Below are 12,310 nucleotides of genomic sequence, written 5' to 3' on the forward strand. Positions count from 1 at the left end.
AGAATCTGATAACCATTCACTTTGTGTTTTCAGGTTTTTCACTGCGTTTAGAATGATAGGTTGTATGATTAAAATTAAAGAGACTATGATACAACGCATTCAATCTGTTTATTTACTTGTTGTTACCATCTTGATTATTATTTGCCTGTGTAGTCCCGTAGGTTCATACATAGGAAGTGATTATAGTGTTTCCGCTTTAACAAATCTGTGTCTTACTATGGCGGATGGTACTAAAGATTATGCTCCATGGGCCTTGTTTGTGATTTTGCTGGTTGTTGCGGTTCTTGCTTTCGGCACTATCTTCTTGTTTAAAAAACGCATGTTGCAAATTCGTCTGACTATTTTCAGCACCATTTTGTTGATCGGGTATTATGCCACATTGGTCACTTTTATTTTTATGTTGAAAGAAGAGTCAATGACATTTTCTCTTTCATGGACTGTATGTCTGCCGTTGGTTGCCATCATTTTGAATTGGCTTGCCATCCGCGCCATTGGTAAGGATGAGGTATTGGTTAAAGCATACGACCGTTTGAGGTAAGCTGAGGGAATATTATGATATAAAAAGCCTGCAAGATCCATCTTGCAGGCTTTTGTTGTTATGAGAGAGAGTGGAACGCGGACTATTTGCAGAATAAAATCTTTTTTTATTTAGTAATATCTATCAGATAACTCAGCCGTATGCCTATGAATGAATGGGCTGATCTTTCGAAAAAATCTCTTTTCGAATTCTTGTAAAAGTCGCTCAATCCCATGTAGTAACGTCCTTCCAGCAGGAAATGTCCGATACCGGTACTTACTTCCAGACCGGCGCCGGCTGTGATACCATAATCGAATTTATTCTCTACCTCTTTACCGTGTTCCGGTCTTGTTGTAGAAGTAGTCCAGTTTATCTTTTCGTTGTCACCCAGGAAAAAGCCGATTTGTGGTCCTGCATTGAAAAAGACCTTCACTCCCCGGTTCAATGCATCCTTGCCGAATGCCAGATGTGCCATGAAAGGGATTTCCAGATAATTCATGGTACGGCTGTAAGAATTGCCGGAATCGTCTTCTATCTTTTCGTCCCATCCGCGTTGTGAATAGTTTATTTCCATTTGTACGCCACACATCATCTTGAAATATTTCTCGGACATATATCTCATGGTAACCCCCATAGACATGGTGTTCAAGGTGTTCAGTTTGATTTTCGGGTTGAAACTGACGGAACTCATGTTCAGACCACCATTGATGCCGACGGCAAAATTATGACGTTCTTCACCCAACTGTGCAGCTGCCGGCAATGCAAAGAGCAATGTCAGTACAAGCAGCCCGAATTTCTTATACTTTTCCATTATTCAAAATCAAGTTTAATCAGTTCAAAGTCCTTGGTAAAATGAACGAAGAACACTTTGCGATTGATAAATCCACCCCAGTTGTTTACGCGTTCAAATTTAAATCCGGTCTGGATAGGGGTGACAGCCACCTTGTCCAGTTTGTCTTCCAGTTTGTTGCCGTATTGGGACAGGCCCTTCAGGAAGAAATATCCTGTATCGAATCCCAGCATACCATATTTAGGGAATGAGTTGAGCATATCCTTGCTGTACCATTTGCGGTAAGCCGATGAGAACTGAACGGCTTCCGGAAATAAATTGTTTGTGTAAAACGAAGAATAGAAATAGGTGTCCAGTTCATAGAAACTGGCCAGATGGTCGTTGGTATAGGTCTGCCATTCCGGATAGCCGAATAACTGCATACGGTAGTCGGGATTGTCACGGGAGGTCACAATCAGTTGTGGTAACAGTTTTATCAATGCCACGTTGGTGCCGGAAGTCGGGATGAATACATTATCCATACTATGGTTCATCGCGGCTTTCAATGATTCCGGAGTAATATTTTCCCCTTTTAATTCGGTAAAAGGAATGCGTTTGTTTTTTAACTCCTCTTTCAGCCCTTTTATAAAATCCACTTTGTCTTTATCACCATCTTCTGCATCCAGGAAGATAACATTGGCGGTTGTAAACTTGCGGGTAAAATGCTCATAAACTTCCGAATATAAATAAGATTGGGGAGTATTTATCTGATAGATGGCGGGATTGTTGAAAACTTCATTCCCTTTGGAGGTAAAAGGTACTACCAGCCGGATATTGTTTTTCTTGGCAAATTCTGCAACCGGTTTCACCTGGTCGGGATAAGCTGGGCCGAAGATAATATCCATGCTCTTCAATTCACTTCTATCCAGAATGTTCTTGATGGAAGAAGTATTGTTATGGGTGTCGTATGAGTACAGGTCGATGGATACTCCTTTTTCCTTCAAGCTGTCTACTGCCATCAGGAAGCCTTCATAGTATTCCACCATACGTGTCTGTTCGTCACGGTTGCCCTTACCGTCTGTCATGAATGGCAGCATTACGGCAGCTTTGATGGTAGATATTTTGCGTGCCTCCTTCTTGCTTTCATTAAACAGCTGGTCATCCGTGGGAATTACGGCAGGCGTATTATTCACAGGTGTTTCGGTCTTTGTATCCTTAGGATATGGAATACAAAGGAACTTTCCTTTTTTCAGTTTTTCGGTACGCAGTTCAGGATTGGCGGCAATCAGTTCGGCTTCTGTGATGCCATACAGGCGGCTGATGCTGAATATGGTTTCCTTGCGTTCCACTTTATGCATGTCCCTGCAATTGGGTTTCAGTGGGGTGGAAGTGGTGACCGGCTTGGTAGTCTGTGCAGCTTTCACCTCGTTCATAATTATCTCCTCGCTGTCCGTTACTTTGGCGGGAATTACGATAACCTGTCCGATACGGAAATTCTCCGCGCTCAGCCCGGGATTTGCCTGGCAGATGCGTTGTGCGGTTACTCCATAGCGTTGTGTCAGCTTGTACAAGGTTTCACCCGACTGGATGGTATGGAACATCTGCTGTTCCGTTCCGCTGTTCTTTTGTGGAATCTTCAATGTTTCACCGGTTTTAATTTTCTGGTCACTGCCGGGGTTCATTTTAACGATGTCACCGGTAGTGACATTATACATGCTGGCTATGGAATAAAGACTTTGCCCTTTGGTGATGGTGTGCAGGAAATAGCCGGAAGACTGTATTTGAGCCATCATTCCGGTGCTGCTGGCAGACAAGGCTGCGATAAGATATAATGCTCGAATAAATTTCATTTGCAGTGTGTTGATTAAACTGAGTGGCAAAAGTACAAAAAAAACTGTTTTATTCACATTATATAGAAAGAATAGAAAATATTATTAGGCTTTTTAATTAAATATTTCGTCGGGAAGCATTAATTTTGCAAAGATTACGCAGAGTAAGAAGACTATGAGTGAAGAAAAAGAACTGATTAATGTATACGGTGCCCGTGTACATAACTTGAAAGATATAGATGTTGAAATTCCACGGAACAGCCTGACGGTGATAACCGGATTGAGCGGAAGCGGTAAATCGTCCTTGGCATTCGATACCATCTTCGCCGAAGGGCAGCGGAGATACATTGAGACCTTTTCCGCATACGCCCGTAATTTCCTGGGAGGGTTGGAGCGGCCGGATGTGGATAAGATTACAGGACTCAGTCCGGTAATTTCCATCGAACAGAAAACGACAAACAAGAATCCCCGCTCTACCGTGGGGACTACGACAGAGATATACGATTATCTCCGTTTGCTCTATGCCCGTGCAGGAGTTGCTTATTCTTATCTTTCGGGAGAGAAAATGGTGAAATATACCGAGGAACAGATCATCGGCCTGATTCACCGGGATTATCAGGGTAAGAAGATATTTATGCTTGCCCCGTTGGTACGTACCCGTAAGGGACATTACAAAGAACTTTTCGAGCAAGTGCGCAAGAAAGGTTATCTGTATGTCCGCGTGGACGGCGAGGTGCGCGAGATTGTACACGGCATGAAGCTGGACCGTTATAAAAATCATGATATAGAAGTTGTGATAGATAAGTTGGTCGTATCGGAAAAGGATGACAAACGGCTGAAACAGAGCGTTGCCACTGCCATGCAGCAGGGTGAGGGGCTGATTATGATTTATGACGCCGATACCCGGGAGGTGCGCCATTACAGCAAGCGGTTGATGTGTCCTGTTACCGGACTGTCTTATAAAGAACCTGCTCCTCATAATTTTTCGTTTAACTCTCCGCAGGGAGCTTGCCCCCGTTGTAAGGGGCTGGGGTATGTGAATCTGATTGATGTGGACAAAGTGATTCCCGACAGGAATCTTTCCATTTACGAAGGAGCCATCGTGCCTTTGGGCAAATATAAAAATGCCATGATTTTCTGGCAGATAGAGGCGTTGCTTGAAAAATATGATTTTACGATCAAGACGCCGGTCAAGGATATGCCGGATGATGCGATAGACGAAATACTCTATGGCTCGGATGAGCGTATCAAGATAAAGAGCACCTTAATTCATACCTCTTCCGATTACTTTGTAACTTATGAAGGGATTGTGAAGTACATCCAGATGATGCAGGAGAAAGATGCGTCGGCCACTGCTCAGAAGTGGGCGGAACAGTTTGCCAAGACCGATGTTTGTCCCGAATGCAAGGGCGCGCGTCTGAACAAGGAGGCGTTGCATTTCCGTATCCATGACAAGAACATTTATGAACTGGCAAGCATGGATATTAACGAACTGTATGACTGGTTGCAACAGGTCGATTCTTTTTTGGAAGACAAGCAGCGCATGATTGCCGCCGAGATTTTGAAGGAGATCCGTACCCGTCTTAAGTTTCTGTTGGATGTGGGACTGGATTATCTTTCACTGAACCGCACCTCGGTATCCCTTTCGGGAGGCGAGAGCCAGCGCATCCGTCTGGCAACTCAAATCGGCTCCCAGCTGGTGAACGTGCTTTATATTCTGGATGAACCGAGTATCGGATTACACCAACGGGACAACCTCCGCCTTATCAACTCTTTGAAGAAGTTGCGTGACACAGGTAACTCTGTCATCGTGGTGGAGCATGACAAGGATATGATGCTGGCGGCAGACTATGTGGTTGATATGGGACCGAAGGCGGGCCGCCTGGGAGGCGAGGTAGTGTTTCAGGGGACTCCGAAACAAATGCTTCAGACAGGAACGCTTACCTCTAAGTATTTAAACGGACAGATGAAGATAGAGATACCGGCCGAACGCCGCCCCGGTAACGGGAAATCCTTATGGCTGAGAGGGGCGAAGGGGAACAACCTGAAGAATGTGGATGTGGAATTTCCTTTGGGAAAACTCATTTGTGTCACAGGGGTGTCCGGCAGTGGTAAATCCACGCTGATAAACGATACCTTGCAGCCCATCCTGTCACAGCATTTCTACCGTTCTTTGCAGGAACCTCTGCCCTATGACAGTGTGGAGGGACTGGACTATATAGATAAGGTGGTGAATGTGGACCAGTCACCGCTGGGTAGGACACCGCGTTCCAATCCGGCCACCTATACAGGGGTATTCTCGGATATCCGGAATCTGTTTGTCGGTCTGCCCGAAGCGAAGATCCGTGGCTATAAGCCGGGGCGTTTCTCGTTCAATGTAACCGGAGGACGCTGCGAGGCTTGCGGTGGTAACGGATACAAGACCATCGAAATGAATTTCCTGCCCGATGTGCTAGTGCCTTGCGAGGTTTGTCACGGCAAACGATACAACCGCGAGACGCTGGAAGTGCGCTATAAGGGTAAATCCATAGCCGATGTACTGGACATGACCATCAATCGTGCTGTAGAGTTCTTTGAGAATGTGCCTCAGATTCTGAATAAAATCAAAGTGCTGCAAGAGGTGGGGTTGGGATATATTAAACTGGGACAGCCTTCCACCACCTTGTCGGGCGGAGAGAGCCAGCGTGTGAAACTGGCTACGGAACTGTCCAAGCGTGATACCGGAAAAACGATGTATATTCTGGATGAGCCTACTACCGGGCTTCATTTCGAAGATATCCGTGTGCTGATGAATGTACTGAACAAACTGGTGGAAAAAGGCAATACCGTTCTGGTTATCGAACATAACCTGGACGTTATCAAACTGGCGGATTACATCATCGATATGGGTCCCGAAGGCGGACGGGGCGGAGGACAGGTACTTGCGGCCGGAACTCCCGAGGAAGTGGCCGAAAGCAAAAAAGGATATACCCCGAAGTTTATAAAAGAAGAATTGGAAAATTAACCGGCATACCAGCAATGAAAGAGAAGATAGCTAAAACCAACGTAGCCCGTCTGCTTGATAAAGCCAAGATAGCATACGAGCTTATTCCATACGAAGTAGACGAGAATGACCTCAGCGCCGTTCACGTTGCCGCCAGTTTGGGCGAGAACATAGAACAAGTCTTCAAGACTTTGGTGCTTCATGGGGATAAATCAGGATATTTTGTCTGTGTCATACCCGGCGAGCACGAGGTAGATTTAAAAATGGTGGCAAAAGTCTCAGGTAACAAGAAATGCGACCTGATCCCCATGAAAGAGTTGCTTCCCCTAACAGGATATATCCGGGGAGGATGTTCTCCCATCGGCATGAAAAAACATTTCCCCACCTATATACACGAGACTTGCATCACATTTCCATTTATTTATATCAGTGCCGGTATCCGCGGATTACAGATAAAAATAGCTCCCGATGACTTGATAAAAGAAACGAAAGCAGAGATATGTTCCCTTTTCACCGAATAAATATGCCAAAAAGAGTCACATTTGTGGCTCTTTTTTTTTCAGATAGACTAAAAGTTATATCTTTGCAAAAAAGAATACTAACTATTAATTAAATCTTTATCAACTATGTTTGAAGGACAGCCTAAAGGCTTATACGCATTAGCTCTCGCCAATACCGGCGAACGCTTTGGTTATTACACCATGCTTGCTATTTTCACTCTCTTCTTGCAAGCGAAATTCGGCTTTACAGCCGCCACGACGTCAACAATCTTTGCCAGTTTCCTGGCAGGAGTGTATTTCATGCCGCTGATCGGAGGTATTCTGGCTGATAAATTCGGTTATGGCAAGATGGTTACTACCGGTATCGTTATCATGTTTGCCGGTTATGTCTTGCTGGCTATCCCGATGGCAACTAATATCGGATTGTATTCCATGTTCGGCGCTCTTGCCCTGATTGCTTTGGGAACCGGACTTTTCAAGGGAAATCTGCAAGTAATGGTAGGTAATCTGTATGATGCTCCCGAGTATAGTGCGAAACGTGATACCGCTTTCAGTTTGTTCTATATGGCAATCAACATCGGCGCCCTGTTCGCTCCGACTGCCGCTACTGCCATGACCAACTATGTGTTGGGCAAAGCAGGTTTCAGCTATGTACCCCAGATACCTTCTTTGGCACACCAGTTCCTTGATGGTACGATAACGGCTGAAGGTGAGGCCACACTGACTGCCATGCAGAGCGCACAGAATTTCACAGGAAGTATGGCCGATTTCTGTACTACCTATATTGATAAATTGTCTGAAGCTTATAACTATGGTTTCGGTGTAGCTTGTATTTCACTGGTTGCCTCTATGGCTATTTATGTTATTTTCCGTTCTACATTCAAACATGCCGATTACAACTCCAAGCAGGCTAAACCGGCCAATGTACACGAAGAAGAGCTGACTCCCGCACAGACTAAAGAACGTATCGTTGCTTTGCTGCTGGTATTCGCGGTGGTAATTTTCTTCTGGATGGCATTCCATCAGAACGGTCTTACCATGACTTTCTTCGCCCGTGACTATACGGCACATGAGGTAACCGGTCTGGACCGCCTTGGCTTCAGTGTATGGAATCTGGCTCTTCTCATTGTAACCGTTTATGCAGGTTTCTCATTGTTCCAGTCCAAGACAGGCAAGGGCAAATTGATTTCAGGCGTTATTGCTACCCTGGCTCTTGTCATTTTAGGAGTCAATTATGGTACTATGGACCCTACATTGCCTATTCTTCCTCAGATTTTCCAACAGTTTAATCCCTTCTTCGTAGTAGCTCTGACTCCGGTATCACTGGCTGTATTCGGTTCGTTGGCAAAGAAAGGAAAAGAACCATCAGCTCCGCGTAAAATCGGTATCGGTATGGTGATTGCCGCAGTAGGTTTCATGTTGCTGGCATTCGGCTCATTCGGTCTGCCTACTCCTGCAGAAGTAGAAGCGAACGGTATTGCCGAAAGTGCATTGGTTTCACCCAACTGGCTGATTTCAACTTATCTGGTATTGACTTTTGCTGAATTGTTCCTGTCACCGATGGGTATCTCGTTTGTTTCCAAAGTAGCTCCTCCTAAGTATAAAGGTGCTATGATGGGACTTTGGTTCGTAGCTACTGCTATCGGTAACTATCTGGTGGCTATCATCGGTTATTTGTGGGGTGATATGCAGTTGTGGATGGTATGGAGTGTATTGATCGTATGCTGTTTGCTTTCTGCATTGTTTATCTTCTCTATCATGAAGAAATTGGAAAAGGTTGCGAAATAACTCCTGCCTTATATAGATTAAAAAAGGAAGCCCGCTTGATTTGCAAGCGGGCTTCCTTTTTTGTAATTTAGCGCGAATCCTCAGGCTTACGTTAAATTACAGAAAAAAGATACGAAAACAGGAACGCTCATGTCAATCAGTATTCCGTGGAATATGGCTAAGGGAATCATGTCTTTTCCCGAATAGCGTGTGATGGATGGCAGCAATACATCCATCGAGTTCACTCCGGCAGCCGAGATAGGGGCCAGCTGTCCAAAGTATTTCCGTATGAGCGGAGCGCCGAGTAAGGCCATCATTTCCCGGAAAATATTGGCCAGTAATGCAATGGTTCCCAATTCGGTGGCCAGTTGTAACCCGATAGACGGTTCCTTGAACTGTGTGATCAGGATGGAGGAAAGCGAATAATAGGCAAAGCCGCTACCCACCGCCATACAGTCGAATACACTCCATTGGCTTAATAGCAGACTGGCAAGTGCCGAGAAAAGCAAGGTTCCCGCAATGGTAGCCATCGGTACCAGGAGCATTTTCAGCCGTAAGCTTTTAATCAGTTCTTTCAATTTCTTATTGCTGCCTATGCTGATTCCTACTTGGAGCATCAGTGCATAAAGCACATACATGGAAACAGAGTGCATGTCATACTGGAAATTATTGACAGCTCCAATCATACATCCTGCACAAAAAAATGCGACAACAACCAAACTGCCTTTCATTGTTTGCCTCCTTTCTTAAAAAACAGATGAAATACCAGGAAGGAAGCTAGCATACTGCCCAAAATACTTAATGTAGCCAATATAGCCGCCTGCCATCCGAATCTGCCTAAATTGTTAATGATTAAGCTGTTGGAACCGATAGAGATTCCCAAAACAAACAGCAGCAGGAAGATAGTGAGTGAGGTACTCTTTTCTATCTTTTGTAAAAACTGTAAGTTGCGCAATACATATCCTATACCGATACCAACAAACATGATAGATATAATAGTAAACATAGCAATCATTTTTTTAGTAAAACATATACAACTCGATGCTCTCACCGAATGAGAACCATCATGCAATATATCTTTCATCGGGCACGTGTGTGGGTAGGATGAAAGTTTGGTAATAAATTACGTGTGAGTGGAAATCTAAACAAATCCGCTGAACCAATGTACATGCACAATGAAGTGATTACACAGGGGGGTATTTCCCGATGTAAGGTGATGTATGCTGTATGTAGTTTGTAATTGGTTCATATCATTGATTCATTTGCGGTGCAAAGATAATTCTTTTATGTATATTTTCAAAATAAATATTCATAAATCTTCTTCTGTTACCTTTGGACGGATATAGCGTGTCTTTTAATATAGGATCATTTATTGGGAATTTATCTCCGAATTCTGGCGATAAAAAATATTCATTAATTGCAGGGGAGAAGAACTTTATCTTTTCTTGAGAATTATACTTTTTTATTGAATTGAATATGCTGTGTAAGTGTTTGTATACTAGTCGTTTATATTTGTTTGAGATAAAAATGAAGATAATGTCATAATTGGTGGCAATTATCTATACACCCTATTGATATTTTTTGTTTCTTTGTAATCTATTTATATACTAACACACCAAAGGAATGGATTACACCGAACAGTTTATCCGGCTGAATTGCAGCTTGATGTCAGATTACAAAATGATGAAGCTGAATGCCGAAATGAAATGCATGGGAATAGGATTATATATTCAAATGATATTGTTCCTGCGAAGGCAACAGGAATACAAACACGATTTTAACGAGTTGGATTTGTTGGCTGAACAATGGGGGGCTACAGTGGAAAATTTGCAGCATCTCATTAAAGACTTTAACTTGTTCGTCATAACGGAGGACGGATATTTCCGATGCCTGTATCTAGATGAGGTGATGGGTTATCAGAATAAGCTTTCGGAGCAACGTGCAGCCGCCGGTAGCAAAGGCGGAAGAAGCAGCAAGAAAAAGACTGCGCAAATAGCTGAAAAAGTAATCACTTCTACTGTGCTGGTGGCAGCAGATAAAGAAGCGGATGACGAAGCAAACAATAAGGAAAACGGTGCAAAATGCATGAAAAATACGATTGAAAAAAGTGATGATGAAAATATAGCCGAAAATACGATTCAATATATTGATAATGAATGTGTTAATGAGTGTTCACAAGCAAGCGTTAAGCAAAACTTTATAAGAGAAGAAAAGAATAGAGAAGAGAAGAAAAAGAAAGATGATGTAAACATCATACAAAGAAACATCGACGTCGACGGAAAAATTGCTGTTGTTGCTGAACTTTTCAGAAACATAGAATTTACACCTCGGTGGAAACGCTATATCAATGAGGCTTTCCCCGTCCGGACTCAGGCGGCTACAGCGCGTATGATGTCGGTTCTGGAAGAAAGGGGAATTGGACCACCCAAGAAAAACTACGCGTCACATGGATTGCTGAGAGTTATTGACCACTAAGTATCCGCCGTTAACTACGGAGAACAGATATAGATCTTACACGTGCAAGATGCTATATCTTACAGCTGTAAGATTATATATCTTTCGCCTTCATCGTCTGGATGTTGCAGATGGATTCAGCCGGGCTGTCGGTGGCGGAATATAACCGCCTGCCCTTGTTTTCACGAGTATCGTTTGGGATATCTCAAAAAAATGCTCAGCAGAGCAAATACTCCGATAGCTACCGGATAATACAAGTATTCGATGATGCTCAGAGGAGAAAGGGAAGCCAGCTTGGCGGCAATCAGCATTTGCGCTCCGTAAGGGATGATACCCTGGATGACACACGAGAAAGTATCCAGGATACTTGCACTCTTGCGTTTGTCCACCCTGTAACGGGTAGCGATGTCGTTGGCCAATGGTCCCACTGTGATGATGGCTATCGTATTGTTGGCTGTACAGAAATTGGCGATGCTCACCAAAGCTGCGATGCAAAGTTCGGCTCCGCGTTTGCTGTTGACATGTTTGGTCAGTTTTTGGATAATATAGTCCACTCCGCCGTTAAAGCGGATCAGTTCCAGCATGCCGCCTGCCATCAGGGTGATGATGATGAGTTCGCCCATTCCGGTGATTCCTGTGCCCATGGAGCCAAGCCAGTCGAATAGGCTGATACTGCCTGTGAGCAGGCCGATCACTCCCGTTGTGGCGATGCCCAGTATCAGTACGAGTGCTACATTCATCCCTGCTATGGCGGTTCCCAGCACAACCAGATAGGGGAGGACTTTGATCCATTCCACCGACTGGATGTCATGGGTGGTCATCACGTCCATTCCCCTGAAGATGTAGTAGCCGAAAACCATCAGGGCGGCCGGAAGGGCTATCATGAAGTTCACCCGGAACTTGTCACGCATGGCGCATCCTTGGGTGCGGGTGGCGGCGATAGTAGTATCCGAAATGAACGAAAGGTTGTCGCCGAAGAAGGCTCCTCCCACCACGATACCCGCCATGAAGGCCAGGTTCATATCGGTTTTATCCGCAATGCCTGCTACCACGGGGACTAATGCCACGATGGTTCCTACCGAGGTTCCGATGGAGAGCGAGATGAAACAGGCGGCCAGGAAGATGCCTGCCAGCAGCAGATGGTCTGGTAGAAGAAGAAGCGTAAGATTCACGGTTGCATCAATGGCCCCGATATCTTTGGCGCTTTGGGCGAATGCGCCTGCCAGGATGAAAATCCAGATCATCAGCATGATATTCTTGTTGGCTGCGCCGATGGAATATTGCAGCATGCGCTCGTTCAGGCTCAGTCCTTTGGTGATGCATACTGCATAAACCGAAGATGCCATGAAAGCAACCGTGATGGGGATTTTATAAAAATCATCTACGATGATAGATGTCACCAGATACAGGCATAGAAATACCAGTAATGGACTGAGTGCCCATAAGCTGGGTTTATTTGTTATTGGGGTTAATTTTTCACCGTTCATGAAT

Annotated in this window: 10 protein-coding genes; 5 read left to right on the top strand and 5 right to left on the bottom strand. The window is 44.4% G+C overall.

What is annotated here, in order from left to right; all coding sequences use genetic code 11:
* The first annotated feature begins 85 nt into the window (after positions 1 to 85).
* A complete protein-coding gene (locus tag GKD17_RS10460) occupies positions 86 to 538 on the top strand; it encodes a DUF4293 domain-containing protein (protein WP_007844149.1) in 453 nt (150 codons plus the stop codon).
* 106 nt (positions 539 to 644) lie between these two features.
* Here the strand turns inward: GKD17_RS10460 and GKD17_RS10465 are convergent, their stop codons facing one another.
* Together GKD17_RS10465 and GKD17_RS10470 are read right to left on the bottom strand one after the other, a co-directional pair.
* On the bottom strand, positions 645 to 1,328 hold the full coding sequence (locus tag GKD17_RS10465) for a porin family protein (protein WP_007835820.1): 684 nt from the start codon (positions 1,326 to 1,328) through the stop codon (positions 645 to 647).
* Positions 1,328 to 3,136, bottom strand: a complete 1,809-nt coding sequence (locus GKD17_RS10470) for a PBP1 and LysM peptidoglycan-binding domain-containing protein (RefSeq protein WP_032936263.1) — start codon at positions 3,134 to 3,136, stop codon at positions 1,328 to 1,330. The genes GKD17_RS10465 and GKD17_RS10470 overlap by 1 nt, the downstream gene beginning before the upstream one ends.
* A 154-nt stretch (positions 3,137 to 3,290) precedes the next feature.
* Here GKD17_RS10470 and uvrA point away from each other — a divergent pair, with 154 nt between their 5' ends.
* The 3 genes from uvrA to GKD17_RS10485 all read left to right on the top strand — a co-directional run bounded on the left by uvrA (position 3,291) and on the right by GKD17_RS10485 (position 8,386).
* On the top strand, positions 3,291 to 6,119 hold the full coding sequence (gene uvrA / locus GKD17_RS10475) for an excinuclease ABC subunit UvrA (RefSeq protein ID WP_007835818.1): 2,829 nt from the start codon (positions 3,291 to 3,293) through the stop codon (positions 6,117 to 6,119).
* Between the two features lie 14 nt (positions 6,120 to 6,133).
* A complete protein-coding gene (gene ybaK / locus GKD17_RS10480) occupies positions 6,134 to 6,619 on the top strand; it encodes a Cys-tRNA(Pro) deacylase (protein WP_007835817.1) in 486 nt (161 codons plus the stop codon).
* A gap of 105 nt (positions 6,620 to 6,724) precedes the next feature.
* Positions 6,725 to 8,386, top strand: a complete 1,662-nt coding sequence (locus tag GKD17_RS10485; protein ID WP_007835816.1) for a peptide MFS transporter — start codon at positions 6,725 to 6,727, stop codon at positions 8,384 to 8,386.
* Between the two features lie 86 nt (positions 8,387 to 8,472).
* Here the strand turns inward: GKD17_RS10485 and GKD17_RS10490 are convergent, their stop codons facing one another.
* Both GKD17_RS10490 and GKD17_RS10495 read right to left on the bottom strand, forming a co-directional pair.
* On the bottom strand, positions 8,473 to 9,096 hold the full coding sequence (locus GKD17_RS10490) for a LysO family transporter (protein ID WP_007835813.1): 624 nt from the start codon (positions 9,094 to 9,096) through the stop codon (positions 8,473 to 8,475).
* On the bottom strand, positions 9,093 to 9,371 hold the full coding sequence (locus tag GKD17_RS10495; protein ID WP_005846617.1) for a LysO family transporter: 279 nt from the start codon (positions 9,369 to 9,371) through the stop codon (positions 9,093 to 9,095). Before GKD17_RS10495 ends, GKD17_RS10490 begins: the two co-directional genes overlap by 4 nt.
* Positions 9,372 to 9,988: 617 nt before the next feature.
* Between GKD17_RS10495 and GKD17_RS10500 the strand changes: the two genes are divergently transcribed.
* The gene (locus tag GKD17_RS10500; RefSeq protein ID WP_007835807.1) at positions 9,989 to 10,840 is read left to right on the top strand and encodes a DUF4373 domain-containing protein; all 852 of its coding nucleotides are present in this window, start codon (positions 9,989 to 9,991) and stop codon (positions 10,838 to 10,840) included.
* Positions 10,841 to 11,001: 161 nt separating this feature from the next.
* Here the strand turns inward: GKD17_RS10500 and GKD17_RS10505 are convergent, their stop codons facing one another.
* Positions 11,002 to 12,306: a Na+/H+ antiporter NhaC family protein gene (locus GKD17_RS10505; protein WP_007835806.1), complete on the bottom strand. Its 1,305-nt coding sequence runs from the start codon at positions 12,304 to 12,306 to the stop codon at positions 11,002 to 11,004.
* Between the last annotated feature and the right edge of the window lie 4 nt (positions 12,307 to 12,310).

Origin of the sequence: Phocaeicola dorei (assembly GCF_013009555.1) — a bacterium.
Lineage (GTDB): Bacteria > Bacteroidota > Bacteroidia > Bacteroidales > Bacteroidaceae > Phocaeicola > Phocaeicola dorei.

Excerpts from the sequence above, each read along its gene's own strand:
- GKD17_RS10460 (WP_007844149.1), top strand. The coding sequence starts at position 86 with ATGATACAACGCATTCAATCTGTTTATTTACTTGTTGTTACCATCTTG.
- GKD17_RS10465 (WP_007835820.1), bottom strand. The coding sequence starts at position 1,328 with ATGGAAAAGTATAAGAAATTCGGGCTGCTTGTACTGACATTGCTCTTT.
- GKD17_RS10470 (WP_032936263.1), bottom strand. The coding sequence starts at position 3,136 with ATGAAATTTATTCGAGCATTATATCTTATCGCAGCCTTGTCTGCCAGC.
- uvrA (WP_007835818.1), top strand. The coding sequence starts at position 3,291 with ATGAGTGAAGAAAAAGAACTGATTAATGTATACGGTGCCCGTGTACAT.
- ybaK (WP_007835817.1), top strand. The coding sequence starts at position 6,134 with ATGAAAGAGAAGATAGCTAAAACCAACGTAGCCCGTCTGCTTGATAAA.
- GKD17_RS10485 (WP_007835816.1), top strand. The coding sequence starts at position 6,725 with ATGTTTGAAGGACAGCCTAAAGGCTTATACGCATTAGCTCTCGCCAAT.
- GKD17_RS10490 (WP_007835813.1), bottom strand. The coding sequence starts at position 9,096 with ATGAAAGGCAGTTTGGTTGTTGTCGCATTTTTTTGTGCAGGATGTATG.
- GKD17_RS10495 (WP_005846617.1), bottom strand. The coding sequence starts at position 9,371 with ATGTTTACTATTATATCTATCATGTTTGTTGGTATCGGTATAGGATAT.
- GKD17_RS10500 (WP_007835807.1), top strand. The coding sequence starts at position 9,989 with ATGGATTACACCGAACAGTTTATCCGGCTGAATTGCAGCTTGATGTCA.
- GKD17_RS10505 (WP_007835806.1), bottom strand. The coding sequence starts at position 12,306 with ATGAACGGTGAAAAATTAACCCCAATAACAAATAAACCCAGCTTATGG.